At 70.3% G+C, this 15469-nt stretch carries 15 protein-coding genes; 5 read left to right on the forward strand and 10 right to left on the reverse strand.

The annotated features are described in order from the left end of the window. From ACYVIP_RS29915 to ACYVIP_RS29955, 9 genes are all read right to left on the reverse strand, one after another. On the reverse strand, window positions 1–615 hold the full coding sequence (locus ACYVIP_RS29915; protein ID WP_460402332.1) for a hypothetical protein: 615 nt from the start codon (window positions 613–615) through the stop codon (window positions 1–3). Further along, the gene (locus ACYVIP_RS29920) at window positions 612–1373 is read right to left on the reverse strand and encodes a bestrophin-like domain (RefSeq protein ID WP_460402334.1); all 762 of its coding nucleotides are present in this window, start codon (window positions 1371–1373) and stop codon (window positions 612–614) included. The genes ACYVIP_RS29915 and ACYVIP_RS29920 overlap by 4 nt, the downstream gene beginning before the upstream one ends. Further along, complete coding sequence (gene ispG / locus ACYVIP_RS29925) at window positions 1370–2500, reverse strand: flavodoxin-dependent (E)-4-hydroxy-3-methylbut-2-enyl-diphosphate synthase (protein WP_460402336.1); 1131 nt, start codon at window positions 2498–2500, stop codon at window positions 1370–1372. The genes ACYVIP_RS29920 and ispG overlap by 4 nt, the downstream gene beginning before the upstream one ends. Continuing rightward, window positions 2497–2718, reverse strand: coding sequence for a hypothetical protein (locus ACYVIP_RS29930; RefSeq protein WP_460402338.1), 222 nt, complete (start codon window positions 2716–2718; stop codon window positions 2497–2499). Before ACYVIP_RS29930 ends, ispG begins: the two co-directional genes overlap by 4 nt. Next, complete coding sequence (ispH, locus tag ACYVIP_RS29935) at window positions 2715–3647, reverse strand: 4-hydroxy-3-methylbut-2-enyl diphosphate reductase (protein ID WP_460402340.1); 933 nt, start codon at window positions 3645–3647, stop codon at window positions 2715–2717. The genes ACYVIP_RS29930 and ispH overlap by 4 nt, the downstream gene beginning before the upstream one ends. Window positions 3648–3685: 38 nt before the next feature. Further along, window positions 3686–4723, reverse strand: coding sequence for a family 2 encapsulin nanocompartment cargo protein polyprenyl transferase (locus ACYVIP_RS29940; protein WP_460402342.1), 1038 nt, complete (start codon window positions 4721–4723; stop codon window positions 3686–3688). A gap of 1 nt (window position 4724) precedes the next feature. Continuing rightward, the gene (locus ACYVIP_RS29945) at window positions 4725–6125 is read right to left on the reverse strand and encodes a family 2B encapsulin nanocompartment shell protein (protein ID WP_460402344.1); all 1401 of its coding nucleotides are present in this window, start codon (window positions 6123–6125) and stop codon (window positions 4725–4727) included. A 5-nt stretch (window positions 6126–6130) separates the two neighbouring features. Continuing rightward, complete coding sequence (locus tag ACYVIP_RS29950) at window positions 6131–7549, reverse strand: family 2B encapsulin nanocompartment shell protein (protein WP_460402346.1); 1419 nt, start codon at window positions 7547–7549, stop codon at window positions 6131–6133. 534 nt (window positions 7550–8083) lie between these two features. Next, window positions 8084–8401, reverse strand: coding sequence for a hypothetical protein (locus ACYVIP_RS29955; protein WP_460402348.1), 318 nt, complete (start codon window positions 8399–8401; stop codon window positions 8084–8086). A 126-nt stretch (window positions 8402–8527) separates the two neighbouring features. Here ACYVIP_RS29955 and ACYVIP_RS29960 point away from each other — a divergent pair, with 126 nt between their 5' ends. After that, complete coding sequence (locus ACYVIP_RS29960) at window positions 8528–9373, forward strand: helix-turn-helix domain-containing protein (RefSeq protein WP_460402349.1); 846 nt, start codon at window positions 8528–8530, stop codon at window positions 9371–9373. Here ACYVIP_RS29960 and ACYVIP_RS29965 read toward each other — a convergent pair. After that, window positions 9370–10350 (reverse strand): aldo/keto reductase, encoded by a 981-nt coding sequence (locus tag ACYVIP_RS29965; RefSeq protein ID WP_460402351.1) that lies wholly within the window; start codon window positions 10348–10350, stop codon window positions 9370–9372. The two genes, ACYVIP_RS29960 and ACYVIP_RS29965, sit on opposite strands and share 4 nt — an antisense overlap. Before the next feature lie 85 nt (window positions 10351–10435). On the opposite strand from ACYVIP_RS29965, the gene ACYVIP_RS29970 reads away from it, so the two are divergent. From ACYVIP_RS29970 to ACYVIP_RS29985, 4 genes are read left to right on the forward strand one after another with little or no spacing between them, the layout of a single operon-like run. Continuing rightward, window positions 10436–11320 (forward strand): LysR family transcriptional regulator, encoded by an 885-nt coding sequence (locus ACYVIP_RS29970; protein ID WP_460402353.1) that lies wholly within the window; start codon window positions 10436–10438, stop codon window positions 11318–11320. Further along, on the forward strand, window positions 11320–12186 hold the full coding sequence (locus ACYVIP_RS29975; RefSeq protein ID WP_460402355.1) for an NAD-dependent epimerase/dehydratase family protein: 867 nt from the start codon (window positions 11320–11322) through the stop codon (window positions 12184–12186). Before ACYVIP_RS29970 ends, ACYVIP_RS29975 begins: the two co-directional genes overlap by 1 nt. Continuing rightward, a complete protein-coding gene (locus ACYVIP_RS29980; protein ID WP_460402357.1) occupies window positions 12183–14945 on the forward strand; it encodes a glycoside hydrolase family 2 TIM barrel-domain containing protein in 2763 nt (920 codons plus the stop codon). Before ACYVIP_RS29975 ends, ACYVIP_RS29980 begins: the two co-directional genes overlap by 4 nt. Window positions 14946–14983: 38 nt before the next feature. Continuing rightward, a complete protein-coding gene (locus tag ACYVIP_RS29985; RefSeq protein WP_460402359.1) occupies window positions 14984–15397 on the forward strand; it encodes a VOC family protein in 414 nt (137 codons plus the stop codon). The last annotated feature ends 72 nt before the right edge of the window (window positions 15398–15469 follow it).

Here is a 15469-nt window from a genome sequence, read left to right on the forward strand (position 1 = left end):
TCAGTGGCGCCGCGCACTGCGGGCCGCGGCCGCGCCGGCGGCCAGGACCACGATCGCCACGGTCAGCGCCCACCGGCGTTTCCGCTCGGTCTCCGGCCGGACGCCGAGGGCGACCGGGGCCGCCTGATCGTCCTCTTCGGACCGGTACAGCGGTTCGGTCGTCGGCGGCGGGATCGGCGTTGGGGTCGGTGCCGGTGTCGGCGCCACGGGTGGCGGTTGTGGTGTCTGGACGGGTTGTTGCTGCTGTTCGGTCGGTCGGCGTGGGGCCGGCGCGACGGGTGCCGGCTCCGGCTCCGGTGGCGCTGGTGGTTCCGGTTCTGGCGGCGGTAGCGGCGGCGCCGGGGTGGGTGCCGGCGGCGGCACGGTCGGTGGTTGTGGTGGCGGGCTCGTCGGCTCCGGCCACGGCCATGGCCGGGTCGGCGGCGGCCGCAACTCCACCCCGACCGTCACGACCCCGCCGACCACACAGGCCACTCCGCCCGCCCCGACCACGCAGTCGGCGCCTGGCCGGTCCGGCAGTGCCATCGGCTCCGCGGCCGCCGCCGGCGGCAGTGCGAGCAACCCGGACGCGGCCAGGGTCACGGCGGCGAGGGTGACCGGGACATCGATACTCACCGCAACCGGTCCAGCGCGGCGACGAACGCCGTCGGGTCGACGTCGGCGCTGCCGCCGTACGGGTTCTGCAACTGATAGGTCGCGAACAGCAGCAAGGTCATCGTCGCGGCCAACGTGGCGACGATGACGATGTGCGTCGCCGGCCGGGGACCGCCGAACAGCAGCGGCAGCGCGAGGGACATGATCGTGCCCGCCACCAACGCGAACCACACCACCGCGTTCACCCCACCGTCGGCCGCGGTGTTCAACCGGTCCTGCCGCGCCTGGTAGGCGTTCCAGAGTTGTTCGGAGGCCTCGTTCTTCTGGTCGATGCTCCACTCGTCCGCCGTCGGCGCCGCCGCGACCAGGGTCCGCAGCTGGGAGAGCTCCTGCCAACCCTCGTCGCCCACCTCGCTGCCCTGCTGCATTCTCGGCCACTCCGAGTTGATCACCGTGTCCGCGTAGGCGCGCGCCTGGTCGGCGATCTCGGTATGGGTGTCCCCGGGGAACACCTCCGCCGCCCACACGGCCGCCACGACGGCGTCCGCCTCGCGGTAGGAACCGTCCTCCGCCGCGGCCGCGCCGTCGAACAGGGAGATCAGCACGAACGCGATCAGCACCGCCTGCAGGCCGCCGACGAGCGTGAACACCTGGCCGGCGGCCTCGTTGTTCTCCACCGTCCCCTCGACCGTGCCCGCCCTGCGGATGAGGTACGTGCTCGCCGCGGCCAACAGCGCCGCGCCGGCGACCCACATCAGGCCCATGACGTAGATGTTCATGATTGTCCATCCTGGACGGTCGCGTCGGTCCAGTCCCGCCGCAACGCCTCGTCGAGCAGCGCTTCCACGATCTGGCTTTCCGGTACTGTCCGAACCACCTTGCCACGCACGAAAATCTGTCCTTTGCCGTTGCCCGAGGAGACCCCCAGATCCGCCTCGCGCGCCTCACCTGGTCCGTTCACCACACAACCCATCACCGCGATCCGCAGCGGTGTCTCGAAACCCTCGAACGCGGCGGTCACCTGGTCGGTGAGCCGGTACACGTCGACCTGCGCGCGCCCGCACGACGGGCACGACACGATCTCCAGCCGGCGCGGTCGCAGCCCGAGCGACTCCAGGATCGCCGTGCCGACCTTGACCTCCTCGACCGGCGGCGCCGACAGCGAGACTCGGATCGTGTCGCCGATCCCCTCGGCGAGCAGCACGCCGAACGCGACCGAGGACTTGATGGTGCCCTGGAACAGCGGCCCCGCCTCGGTGACACCGAGGTGCAGCGGGTAGTCGCAGCGCTGCGCGAGCAGCCGGTAGGCGGCGACGGTCACCATCGGGTCGTGGTGTTTCACCGACAGTTTCAGGTTGTCGAACCCGTGCTCGGCGAACAGCGAACACTCCCACAGCGCCGACTCCACGAGCGCCTCCGGCGTCGCCCTGCCGTACTTCGCGAGCAGCCGCGAGTCCAGCGAGCCGGCGTTGACGCCGATCCGGATCGGCACGCCGGCCGCGTGCGCGGCCCGCGCGATCCGCGCGACCTTGTCGTCGAACTTCCTGATGTTCCCCGGGTTCACGCGTACGGCGGCGCAGCCGGCGTCGATGGCGGCGAACACGTAGCGCGGCTGGAAGTGGATGTCGGCGATCACCGGGATGGTCGACCTGGTCACGATCGCCGCCAGCGCGTCGGCGTCGTCGGCCGATGGCACCGCCACCCGCACGATCTGGCAGCCGGCCGCGGTCAGTTCGGCGATCTGGCGCAGGGTCGCGTCCACGTCGGCGGTCACCGTCGTGGTCATCGACTGCACCGACACCGGGGCGTCCCCGCCGACCGGTACCGAGCCGACCATCAGCCGCCTGCTCACGCGTCTTCGCGGATCCGTTCGTGGTGCCGGTATACCGAGGTCGACCAGGGTCATCGCGTTGCCTCCGGGTGGTGGTTCAGTCCTGTGCGGACGGTGGTCGTGATGCGGTCCGCTCGCCGGCGGCGGTCGAGCGCGCCGGTCACCGTCGTGTCCTCCACCGCCAGCACCGGGTGGTGCGCGGCAGACAGCTTGAGCAGGCACGGATTCAACGGAGCTGTCCATTGTGGATCTACGACGGTGACCGGCACGTCATGGGTGGCGAGCTCGGTCATGGCCGGACCGCCAGCGGCAGCGTGAAGTGCACGGTCTCGGTGGCCGCGACGTGCTCGACCACCTCGACCGCGCCGAGCGCGGCGATCACCTCGTCCACCAGTCGGGGAGGCGCTGACGCGCCCGCGGTAAGGCCGACCACCCGCACTCCGGCCATCCATTCAGGACGGATGGCCGACGCGTCGTCCACCAGATAGGCCGGGGTGCCGCCACGGCGCGCGAGTTCCACCAACCGCACTGAGTTCGATGAGTTGGCCGAGCCGACGACGAGCACGAGGTCAGCATCCCGTGCGACCGAGGCCAGCGCATCCTGGCGATTGGTCGTGGCGTAGCAGATATCGTCCGACGCCGGGCCGCGTAGCGTGGGAAAACGCTGGCGCAACACCGCGATGATCGCCGAAGTCTCATCCACCGCAAGAGTGGTCTGGGTCAGATAGGACAGTCGTTCCGGGTCGGGTACCACCACGGTGTTCGCGGCGGCCACGTCCTGCACCAGGATCATGTGCTCCGGTGCCTCCCCGAGCGTGCCGTCGACCTCCTCGTGGCCCGCGTGCCCGATCAGCAGCACCGTGTCGCCCCGCGCGGCGAACCGGCGGGCCTCCGTGTGCACCTTGGTGACCAGCGGACAGGTCGCGTCGATCACGTCGAGGCCTCGGCGCTCGCCCTCGGCGCGAACCGCTGGCGAGACCCCGTGTGCGGAGAACACCACCGTCGCACCGGTCGGCACCTCGGCCAACTCCTCGACGAACACCGCCCCGCGCCGCTCGAGGTCGGCCACCACATGGGTGTTGTGCACGATCTGCCTGCGCACGTAGACCGGCGCGCCGCGCTTGACGAGCGCGTGCTCGACGATCTCGATGGCCCGCTCGACCCCCGCGCAGAACGAGCGCGGGGAGGCGAGCAGAACCTGGTGGGGAACCGGGGGTGGCATGGTGTTTCTCCCTGGACGGTCGCTGGTCGGTGGTCGCGTCAGTGGTCGCGGCGGGTCACCAGGCGGGCGAGCGCGGCCAGTTCGGTGGCCGCGATGCCGTGATCGGTGAGCTCGAGCTGGTCGAGAGCGCGGGTGAGCAGGGTGTCGGCTTCCGCCTGGCTCCATGCCCGCCCGCCGGTCGTGTCCACAAGGGACGCGGCGCGCTCGAGTTCGGTGTCGGTCAGTGGTTCGGTGCGGCCGTAGAGTTCGGTGAGCTCCGCGCCCTCCGGCGTGTCCGACGCCATGGCGAACACGACCGGCAGCGACTTCTTGCGGTTGCGCAGGTCCGAGTACACGGGTTTGCCGGTCGCCGAGGGATCGCCCCAGATGCCGAGCAGGTCGTCGACGTGTTGGAAGGCGAGACCAAGGTGCATGCCGAAGGAGCGCAGCCGTCGCACCCGGGCCTCGTTCGCGCCGCCGAACAACGCGCCGAGCGCGCACGAGCACCCGATCAGGGCGGCGGTCTTGTGCGCGGCCATGGACTGGCACTCGGCGGGCGCGACGGTCGCCCGCTGTTCGAATGCCATGTCCGCGCTCTGCCCGTCGACCAGATCCTGCACGGCCGAGGACAACATCCGCATGCCCCGGTTCGCCGCCTTGTGCTCGCTGGCGGCGATCACGTCCAGCGCCAGCGTGAGCAGCGCGTCCCCGGCCAGGATCGCGGCGCCGGTGCCGAACAGGCGCCAGGCGGTCGGCCGGTGCCGGCGGGTGGCGTCGCCGTCGAGCACGTCGTCGTGCAACAGCGAGAAGTTGTGCACCAACTCCACCGCCACCGCCGCCGGCACCGCCTCGCGCGGTGAGCCACCGGTGACCGCCGCGCTGAGCAGGACCAGGGTCGGGCGCACGGCCTTGCCCGGTGGGGCGGACACCGCCGCCCCGTGCTCGTCGGACCAGCCGAGGTGGTAGCCGGCGATCCGGCGCATCGACTCGGGCAGTGAGTCCACTGCCGCGCGTAGCGCCGGCTCGATCAGCGCCCGGCTCCAGGCAAGGGTTTCCTGCGCGGAGGCGGTGTCCGGCTTGATCTCCTGCGCGACCATCTCAGCGACCGACCTCTACCGACTCGAGCACGCCGAGCGCGTCGGGGACCAGTACCGCACAGGAGAAGTACGCACTGACCAGATAGGACATGATGGCCTTGTCGTCGATGCCCATGAAGCGCACGTTCATGCTCGGCGAGACCTCGTCGTCGATCCCGATCTCGTGCAGACCGATCACGCCCTGCTCCTGTTCGCCGAGGCGCATCGCGATGATCGAGCTGAGGTGGTCGTCGGTGACCGGGATCTTGTCGCACGGCAGCAGCGGCACGCCGCGCCACGACTGCACGGTGGTGCCGGCGACGTCGATGTTGGCCGGGTAGATCGAGCGGGCCGTGCACTCGCGGCGGAACGCGGCGATGGCCCGAGGGTGGGCGAGGAACAGGTCGGACTTGCGGCGCCTGGAGAGCAACTCGTCGAGGTCGTCCGGGGTCGGCGGGCCGGTGCGGGTGAACACCCGTTGTTTGAGGTCGGCGTTGTGCAGCAGACCGAACTCCCGGTTGTTGATCATCTCGTGTTCCTGGCGTTCGCGCAGGGCCTCGACGGTCAGCCGGATCTGTTGCTCGGTCTGGTTCATCGGGTCGTTGTAGAGGTCGGCGACCCTGGTGTGCACCTTGAGCAGGGTCTGCACGAGCGAGAGCTCGTACTCCCTCGGCTTGAGCTCGTAGTCGACGAAGGTGCCTGGCAGGTCGACCTCGCCGGCATGCCCGGAGGAGAGGTCGATCTCGGCCTCGCCGTGCCTGGTCTGCGGGAGCCGTGGTTTGGCGAGCTCGGCCCGGATGTGCGCGCGCAGGCTGTCGGACTGGCCGTCCAACTGCTGGAAGGACTGGGCCGGCAGCACGAGCACGGTGCACGGGGTGAGCGCCTTGACGGAGAAGTCCCATTCGCTGGTCTCGCCGGCGAGCACCTCGTGGCCGAAGTAGGCGCCGTCGGCGAGCACGTCGAGCACGACCGGTTCGCCGAACTCGCTGGTGCCGAGCTTCTGCACTTTTCCGTGCGCCAACAGGATGAGCTGCGAGCGGTTCTGGCCCTTGTGGACTATCAGGTCACCGGGGAGGTACTCCCGCTGTTGGAACTGCTGGGCCAGGGTGGTCAGCGTGTCGTCGTCGGCGAAGTCGCGCAGCAGGGGAAGCTCGCGCAGTTCCGCGGGGATCACCGTCACCCTGCCGCCGACGTTGGCGAACGACAGCCGGCCGTCGCCGATCGTCAGGGTGAGCCGGCGGTTGACCCGGTAGGTGGCGCCCTTGGCCTCGATCCAGGGCAGCATGCGCAGCAGCCAGCGCGGGGTGATGCCGCGCATCTGGGGGACGGACTTGGTGGTCGTGGCGAGGTTGCGGGCGGCCTCGGTGGCGAGGCTGGCGCGGATCGTGTCCTCGGTCCGCGCGTCGGATTCCGTCGTGGTCACGGGGTTCAGTCCTCCCGGCCGAGTTCGACGTTCTCCAGCACGCCGAGCGCGTCGGGCACCAGGATCGCGGCCGAGTAGTACGCGCTGACCAGATAGGACACGATCGCCTTCGGGTTGATGCCCATGAACCGCACGGACAGGCCTGGCTGGTACTCGTCTGGCAGGCCGGTCTGGTGCAGGCCGATGACACCCTGGGTCTGCTCACCGACCCGCATCAGCATGATCGAGCTGGTCCTGGTCGGCGAGATCCCGATCTTGTTGCACGGGAAGACCGGAATGCCGCGCCATCCGGGCACCCGGTGGCCGCCGACGTCCACGGACTCGGGGTAGATGCCGCGTTTGCTGCATTCCCTGCCGAACGCGGCGATCGCGCGCGGGTTGGCGAGGAAGAAGGTCGGGCCCTTCCACACCACGGAAAGCAGCGCGTCGAGGTCGTCCGGGGTTGGCGGGCCGGACCTGGTGTGGATGCGCTGGCCGAGGTCGGCGTTGGCCAGCAGGCCGAACTGCGGGTTGTTGACCATCTCGTGTTCCTGGCGTTCGCGCAGCGCCTCGATGGTCAGCCGGAGCTGTTGCTCGACCTGGTCCATCGGCTCGTTGTAGAGGTCGGCGACCCGGCTGTGGACCCGGAGCACGGTCTGGGCGACGGACAGCTCGTACTCGCGGGGGGCGAGCTCGTAGTCGACGAACGTCGCCGGCAGGTCCGGCTCGCCACTGTGGCCGGAGGCCAGCTCGATCGCGGCCTCGCCGTGGGGGTTGCGCGCGGCGAGCTGTCCACTGTGGAACCGCTCGAGCTGTGCGCGGAGTGACTCGGACTGGTCGAGGAGTTCGTCGAAGGCGCGCTGCGGGAGCACCAGGACCGTGCAGGGAGTGGTCGCCTTGACCGTGTACTCCCACGCGCTCTCCGGGTCGGCAATTGACTCGGCGCCGAAATGGTCACCGTTGGCGAGCGTGTCCAGGACGGTGTCGTTCCCGTAATGTCCAGGACCGATCTTGTCCACTTTTCCGTGGGCGATCAGAAATATCTGGTTCGACTCCCGGCCGAACTCGACGATGACATCTCCGGCGGCGTATTCCTGTTGCTCGAACCGGTCGGCCAGCGCGGTCAGGACGTCGTCGTCGTCATAGTTGCGGAGGATGGACAGTTCGCCGAGTTCTGCCGGAATCACCGAGATGTCGGCGCCGGTGTTGGTGAAGGTCACCCGGCCGTCGCCGACGGCGTAGGTGAGCCGGCGGTTGACCCGGTAGGTGCCGCCGGAAACCTCGGTCCACGGCAGCATGCGAAGCAGCCAGCGGGACGAGATGCCCTGCATCTGCGGCACGGACTTCTTCGTCGTCGCCAGGTTGCGCGCGGCCGTGGTCGCCAGGCTCTGCTGGCTGTGGCCGTTCTGCTCGACGTCGGGCGCCTGAGGTTCGGTCACCGTCACAACGCACACCACCAATCGTTGTCGCCGAAATGGCGTTCGGGGATTTCAAGACGGGGAATTAAGAAATGTGGGGAAAATTCGAGCACGGCAAAACTAACACCGTTGATCATGGATGGAAAAGTCGCCCAACAGAGTGAATGCACCCAGGAGTGGAGTTGGGGCGGAAAGTCCGGAAATCATCACTCGTCACAGTGAGCAGGCGTCGGCGGCGGCGTCGCGGAGCGCAAGGCGTTGCTCCACTTGGGGAATGTTTGCCGGCACTCGGGTGGTCCGCCGCCGAGCGGTCGGGCCAGTCGATCACGAACGTGGCCTAGCCCTTTCGGGTGTGGCTCTACGCTGAGTCTGTCTGTCGGGATTGCCGCCCGACTCACCGGCCGGGACGACACGTCGCCGGTGGGGTCTGCCGATGGTGGCCGCGCGCGGACTCGCACGAGGTGGCCGCGTGCCGCGGGGTCGCGGTGGTTGGCCGGCACGCCGGGTCCCGGTGGGATGGCCGGCGTGCCGGTCGGTTGGTCGGGGGAGCGGCCGGGATACTCAGGGCAACGGGCTGGAGAACACCCGTTCGGCCTTCGGATCGGCGTGTTCCGGCTGGGTCAGCGCCCGGTTGGCCAGCTCGACGAACCGTTGCAGCGCATGCCGTTCGAACACCAGCTCCACCCCGACCTGCCACGTGCCGATGCTGAACTCGAAGTCGTGGTGGGGGTTGATCCGGCATTCCATCGTGGCGTCGATCGGGATGCCGACCCAGGACGACAGCTGTACCGAGTGGTCGACCGGGCCTGGTTCGATCACCTGGTATCCCTCGGCCATCAGCTGCCTTCCTGGTTGACGAGTCAATGGTAGTGCGCTCATTTGTAGGATGCTACATTTGATGATGCTTGAGTCGGAAGTCCTTCGAATGAGTGATGTACAGAAGTAGCGCACTACGGAAGGCTGGCCATCGACGGACCAGGCGCTGCCGGATGGTGAAAGGGGACGATGATGGCGAGGACCGCGTTGAAGCACCAGGTGGCTGCCGGACTGCGAGCGTTGCGGGAAGAGGCCGGGGTCAGCCGGGAGGCGGCCGCCGCGGTCATTCGCGCGAGCGTGCCGACCATCGGGCACATCGAGACCGGGCGCTCGCTGCCAAGCGGGCTCCAGCTCGAGAAGTTGTTGGCGCACTACGGATTTCCCGAGCGGATCCCCACCTACCTCGAGCTGCGCGACCGCGCCCGCGCCGGCCGCGACTGGTGGGCAGCGCTGCCCGGCTCGTTGTCCGCGCACCAGGCCCTGTTCCTCGGCGGCGAGTCGGTGGCCGAGCGCATCGAGTCCTGGGACCCGCTCCAGGTGCCCGACCTCGCCCAGACGCCCGACTACACCCGCGCGCTGCTCACGGCCACCACACCCGCCTGCCCGCCGGCGGAGGTCGACCGGCGCGTCGACCTGCTCGCCGCCCGCCAGCGCGCGGTGCTCGACGAGCGGGCGCCGACCATCGTGTTCCTGCTCGGCGAGACCGCGCTGCGCTGGCCGGTCGGTTCGCCATCGGTCGTCCAGGCCCAGGTCGATCACCTGCTGGAGCTGTCGCGGCGGCCCCGGATCGAGGTCCGGATACTGCCCGTCGACGCCCACCGCCGCCCCGAGGACGGCGGCGCGTTCACCATCCTGTCCCTGCCCGACCTCGGTGGCGACGAACCGAGCGCGGTCTACACCGAGACCCTGGTCTGCGGCTACTACTACGAGGACCCGGTCGACGTCGCGCACTACCGGGCGGCCGTCGCCGACCTGCGGGCGGCCGCGATCGAGCCGAGCGGCCTCCCCGCGTTCCTCCGCGAACTCGGCTACTAGGCCGCGTCGAGGGTCGCCAGTTGCTCGGCGGAGAGCGTGAGGTCGAGTGCGGCGAACGACTCCGCCGCCTGCGCGAAGGTCCTCGGCCCGATCAACGTGACCGGTGCCGGCTCGGTCTGGTGCAGCAGCCAGGCGAGCACCACCTGGTTCGGCGTAACCCCCAGCTCCCCGGCCAACGTCGCGACGGTGGCGAACCGCGCGTCGGCGGCCGGGCCTCGGTAGGCCGACATCACGTGGTGCCCGCGCCTGGCCGGGTTGCCGTACGCGCCCTTGAGCAGCGGCGAGTACGCCACCAACGTCAGCTCCCGGTTGTGCCGCAGGTGATCCAGCTGCTCGGACTCGACGGCGATCCCCCTGGACCCCGTGCCGGCGGTCGGGCGAAGGTACGAGTGCTGCTGTTGCACCGCGACCGGCGCCGGCCAGCCGTGTCGCTCGCACAGCGCCCGGATCCGCTCCAGCCGCCAGGTGCGCACGTTCGACCACCCGAGGTAGCGCGTCTTCCCCGCCGCCACCAGCTCGGCGAGCGCGGACAGGGTCTCCTCCAGCGGGGTGTCCAGGTCGTCGACGTGCACGTAGTAGAGGTCAACGTGGTCGGTGCCCAGCCGGCGCAGGCTGTCCTCCAACTCGCGGCGCAGCGTCTGCCCGCCCGCGCCGGAGTACGGCGCGTTGTTCGGCTGGTCGCGCCAGCGCTCGGGGTCGGCCACCCAGGCCGCGCCCTTCGTCGCCAGGAAAACGTCATCCCGCCGCCGGGAGGACAGCCAGCGGCCGAGCAACTGCTCGCTCTCGCCGCCGGGGTAGCCGGGTGCGTGCCACCAGGCGTAGCCGTTCGCGGTGTCCACAAAGGACCCGCCGAGCTCGAGGTACCGGTCGAGGATGCGGGCCGAGGTCGGTTCGTCGGTCGCGGTACCCATCAGCATGGCGCCGAGGGCGAGCTGGCTGACCCGCTCGCCGGTGCGCCCGAGTTCGATTGACTGCACGGTGCCGACCGTAGGCAGCGACCGACAGATACGTCCAATGCGCGGTATCGACATCATCCATACCGATGACGCATCATCTCTGGTAGTGGAGTTACGACACGTCCGCGCGTTCCTCGCGGTCGCCGACGAGATGCACGTCGGCCGGGCCGCCGAGCGGCTCGCGGTCAACCAGCCGACGCTCAGCCGCCAACTCGCCGCGCTCGAACGCGCCATCGGCGTGCCGCTGTTCGACCGCGCGCGCCGCAGGCTCGAGCTCACCCCGGCTGGCGTGGAGTTTCTCGACGGTGCGCGCGAGCTGCTCCGCCGGGCCGACACCCTGGTCGACGGCCCGCGCCGGGCCCAGCGCGGCGAACTCGGCGTGCTGCGCGTCGGTTTCGTGCAGTCCGCGACCTTCCAGGCACTACCGCGACTGCTCGCCGGGTTCCGCCTGGTGTGCCAGGACGTCGAGGTCGTGGTGAGCGCGATGACCACCTTGCGGCAGAAGGCGGCGCTGCGGGACGGCACGCTCGACGCCGGCCTGCTCCGCCCGACCTTCGACGAGCCGGGCATCGCCACCCGCACGGTCTCCCGCGATCCGTTGGTCGCCGCGTTGCCGGCGGGGCACCGGCTCGCCTGCCGGGACCGGATCGCGCTCGCCGACCTCGCCGGCGAGGAGTTCGTGTGCTACACCCGCGACTCCGGACCCGCGGTCTACGACCGGATCGTCGGATACTGCCTGACCGCGGGCTTCACGCCGACGATCGTGCAGGACGCGTGGGACGTGCAGACGATCGTCGCACTGGTCGCCGCCGGGCTCGGGGTGTCGCTGCTGATCGCGCCGACGCCGCACAGCGACGAGCAGGCGGTGGTCTTCCGGCCGCTGACCGACATCCTGCCGCCGTGGGAGATGGCCATCGCGTGGTCGCCGGCGAACCGATCACCGGTGTTGGCCAGACTCCTCGGCTCGATTCCGAACTATGCTGTCGACTGATGAACAGCCATCAGCCGAGCCGAGTCCTGGTCACCGGGGCGGCCGGCCGGTTCGGCCGGGTGGTGCTCGCCGATCTCGCCGCGCGCGGCGTGCCGGTGGTCGGCATCGACCGCGTGCCCGCCGGCCCCGGCGCCACCGAGAAATTCCTCGTTGGCAACGCTTCGGACGTCGAGCTGGTGCGCGCGGCGCTGGCCGGCGTGGACACCGTGTACCACCTGGCCGCCATCCCGACCCCGACCAACCACCCCGGCGCCGAGGTGTTCACCGGCAACACCGCGGCGACGTTCGTGGTGCTGGCCGAGGCCGCCAGGGCGGGCGTGCGCCGCGCGGTGATCGCCAGCAGCCTGTCGATCACCGGCCTGCCGTTCGGCCCGCGCACGCTGGTGCCGCCCTACCTGCCGATCGACGAGTCGACCCCGTTGCAGGTGGCGGATCCCTACGCACTGTCCAAACAGGCCGATGAGGCGACCGCGGCGATGATCGCCCTGCGCGACGGGATGACCGTCACCCCGCTGCGGTTTCCCTATCTCGTCTTCCCCGACAGCACCGAGCCGGCGGAGCTGGCCGAGCTGTTCACCGTGGACCCGGCGGCGGGGCTGTCGTCCCTGTGGGCCTATCTGGACAGTCGGGACGCGGCCGAGGCGTGCTGGCTCGCGGCCACCGTGCCGCTGGCCGGCTGCCGGCCGATGTACCTCGCCGCACCGGAAACACTGACCCGCCACCGGACCGAGGACCTGCTCGACCGGTTGCTGCCGACCGTGCCTCGGCGCGGACCACTGCCCGGCCGCACCGTGCCGATAGCGCTGACCATGGCGCGCACCCTGTTGGGGTTCGCCGCCGAACACGACTTCCCGGGGGTCACGTGACCTACTTCGCCGACCACGCGCCGTCGTCCGGACTGTGCGCGCCGAGGGCCGCGCTCGACTCCGACGCGCCACGTCTTGACCTGAGCGGTGACTGGCGGTTCCGGCTCTGGCCGACCGCGGAGCTGGCCGAGGACTTCGCCGCGCCGGCGTTCGACGACTCGGACTGGGCGACGTTACCGGTGCCGGCGCACTGGCCGCTGCACGGTTTCGGCGCACCCGCGTACACCAACGTCGTCTACCCCTTCCCCGTCGACCCACCGCATCCGCCGGCGGAGAACCCGACCGGCGACTACCGGTACGCGTTCGACCTGCCGGCGGACTGGGCGGGGGCGGAGGTGTCGCTGCGCTTCGACGGGGTCGACTCGTGCGCGCGGGTGTGGCTCAACGGCGCGGAGCTCGGCTTCTTCACCGGGAGCAGGCTGGCCGCCGAGTTCGACGTCGGCGGGGTGTTGCGGTCGGGGCGCAACCTGCTCGCGGTCCGGGTGCACCAGTGGTCGGCGGCGAGCTACCTCGAGGACCAGGACATGTGGTGGCTGCCCGGCATCTTCCGGCCGGTCACGTTGCTGCGGCGGCCGGCGGCCGGCATCGACGACGTGTTCGTGCACGCCGACTTCGACCACACCACCGGCATGGGCACGCTGCGGGTGGACACCCCGGTGCCCGCGACGGTGGCCGTGCCGGGACTCGGTCTGGCCGCGGTGCCGACCGGGGTCGAGGTGAGCGTGCCGGTGCACCCGTGGTCGGCGGAGTCGCCGACGCTCTACGACGCCACGGTGACCTCGGCGGGGGAGACCGTGCGGCTGCGGCTCGGCTTCCGCACAGTGTCCATTGTGGACGGTGTATTACTGGTGAACGGCGCGCCGCTGGACCTGCGCGGGGTGAACCGGCACGAGTTCCACCCCGACCACGGCCGCGCGGTGCCGGTCGAGACCATGCTGGCCGACGTGCTGCTGATGAAGCGACACAACATCAACGCGGTCCGCACCAGCCACTACCCACCGGACCCCCGCTTCCTCGACCTGTGCGACGAGTACGGCCTGTGGGTGATCGACGAGTGCGACCTGGAGACCCACGGCTTCCACCTCACCGAATGGCGGCGCAACCCGTCGGGTGACGATGCCTGGCTGGCGTCCTATCTGGACCGGATGCGGCGCACGGTCGAGCGGGACAAGAACCATCCGAGCATCGTGCTGTGGTCGCTCGGCAACGAGAGCCACACCGGGCAGAACCTGGCGGCGATGGCGCGCTGGACGCGCGAGCGGGACCCGTCCCGGCCGGTGCACTACGAGGGCGACGCCGACTGTGCCTATGTGGACGTCTACAGCCGGATGTACGCCTCGCACGAGGAGACCGAGCGGATCGGCCTGGCCGGTGGTCCGCTGCCGTTCGTCCAGTGCGAGTACGCGCACGCCATGGGCAACGGGCCGGGTGGGCTGGCCGAGTACGTCGCGCTGTTCGACGAACACCCGCGCTGCGCCGGCGGTTTCGTGTGGGAGTGGATCGACCACGGCCTGCGACACCCGGAGTACGAGTACGCCTACGGCGGTGACTTCGGCGAGCCGGTACACGACGGGAACTTCGTGATCGACGGCCTGCTGTTCCCCGACCGCACGCCGTCGCCCGGGTTGCTGGACGTGCACAAGGCCTACGAGCCGGTGCGGTTCGACTTCGCCGCGGGCGAGGTGACCGTCAGCCCGAAGCGCGGCGACCTGTCCCGTCTCCGGTTCGAGTGGACGCTGCCGGACGGCACCTCCGGCGTGCTGCGCCTGCCGGTCGGCGGCGGGACGGTGGCGTTGCCCAAGCCGCCGGTGTTCCACGACGAGGCCTGGCTGACCGTGCGCGCGCTGTTGTCGGTGGACACCCCGTGGGCGCCGGCCGGGCACGAGGTGGCCTGGGCACAGCACCGGCTGTCCGAGCCGCCCGTGGTGCACGCGCACCCGCCCGGCCTGCCGCCGCGCCCGACCGCCGCCGGCCACATGCTCGGCCAGGCGGAGTTCGACCACAATGGACAGCTGACCGCTTTCGCCGGGATTCCGCTCGGCAGTCCCCGGCTCGACCTGTGGCGGGCGCCGACGGACAACGACCGCGGCGCCCGGCTGGACGAGACCTGGACGGCCATCGGCCTCGACCGGTTGACCCATCGGGTGGACGCCGTGGACGTCGGCGAAGGCCTGGTGACCAGCACCAGGGTCGCCGCGGCGGGCACCGATCGGGGCGTACGGGTCGACTATGACTGGACACCGCTGCGCGACGGCCTGTTACTCGCGGTGCGGGTCGAGCCGGAGGGGGCGTGGCCGGAGCCGATCGCCAGGATCGCGGTGTGCCTGACGCTCCCGCCGTCGTTTGACCGGGTGCGCTGGTTCGGTCGTGGACCCGGTGAGTCCTATCCGGACACCGGCATCGCCAACCGGGTCGGCACCTTCGAGTCCACAGTGGACGACCTGCAGACACCGTATGTCCGCCCGCAGGAGAACGGCCGCCGGGGCGATGTCCGCTGGGCCACGGTGACCGACGCGGCCGGCAGGGGCCTGCGGCTCACCGGGACCTCGACGTTCGGGCTCACGTTGCGCCGCTGGTCGTCGACCGCCATGGCACAGGCCAAGCACCGCAATGAGTTGGCGCCGGGGCAGGCGATCGAGCTGGCCATGGACGTCGGCCACCATGGCATCGGCAGCGCGTCCTGCGGACCGGGGGCGCTGCCCCGGTACGAGCTGTTCCTCCGCAAGAGTCACTTCAGTGTCCTGTTGGAACTGGCGTAGTGTTGTGTTGCGCAGGGCCAGCTCGAGAGGAGCGCATCATGGCATCTCGCCTCAACCCCTATCTCACGTTCGCTGGTGACGCGAAGCAGGCGATGGAGTTCTACCGCACCGTGTTCGGCGGCAACCTGACGGTGAACACGTTCGGCGAGTTCGGGGACGCGGGTTCCCCCAACGCCGACCAGGTCATGCACGCCATGCTGGAGACCGACAACGGGTTCACCCTGATGGCGTCGGACACTCCGCCTGGCGCGACCCACGAGCCGGGCAACGCGATCACCGTCAGCCTCAGCGGCGACGACACCGACGTCCTGCACGCCTACTGGGACCAGCTCTCCGACGGCGCCACCGTCCACATCGCACTGGAGAAGCAGATGTGGGGCGACGAGTTCGGCCAACTGGTCGACCGGTTCGGCGTCCCCTGGATGGTCAACATCGCCCAACCGCAAGGCTGATGGGTTCGAGGGCGGCCCGGGTACGGGCTCCCTGGCCGCCCTCGAAGCCGGATCGCCGGTGCGGTGGCGATC

The sequence above is a fragment of the Actinophytocola sediminis genome, from assembly GCF_054779715.1.

Excerpts from the sequence above, each read along its gene's own strand:
- ACYVIP_RS29930 (WP_460402338.1), bottom strand. The coding sequence starts at position 2,718 with ATGACCGAGCTCGCCACCCATGACGTGCCGGTCACCGTCGTAGATCCA.
- ACYVIP_RS29940 (WP_460402342.1), bottom strand. The coding sequence starts at position 4,723 with ATGGTCGCGCAGGAGATCAAGCCGGACACCGCCTCCGCGCAGGAAACC.
- ACYVIP_RS29960 (WP_460402349.1), top strand. The coding sequence starts at position 8,528 with ATGATGGCGAGGACCGCGTTGAAGCACCAGGTGGCTGCCGGACTGCGA.
- ACYVIP_RS29920 (WP_460402334.1), bottom strand. The coding sequence starts at position 1,373 with ATGAACATCTACGTCATGGGCCTGATGTGGGTCGCCGGCGCGGCGCTG.
- ACYVIP_RS29975 (WP_460402355.1), top strand. The coding sequence starts at position 11,320 with ATGAACAGCCATCAGCCGAGCCGAGTCCTGGTCACCGGGGCGGCCGGC.
- ispH (WP_460402340.1), bottom strand. The coding sequence starts at position 3,647 with ATGCCACCCCCGGTTCCCCACCAGGTTCTGCTCGCCTCCCCGCGCTCG.
- ACYVIP_RS29985 (WP_460402359.1), top strand. The coding sequence starts at position 14,984 with ATGGCATCTCGCCTCAACCCCTATCTCACGTTCGCTGGTGACGCGAAG.
- ACYVIP_RS29955 (WP_460402348.1), bottom strand. The coding sequence starts at position 8,401 with ATGAGCGCACTACCATTGACTCGTCAACCAGGAAGGCAGCTGATGGCC.
- ispG (WP_460402336.1), bottom strand. The coding sequence starts at position 2,500 with ATGACCCTGGTCGACCTCGGTATACCGGCACCACGAACGGATCCGCGA.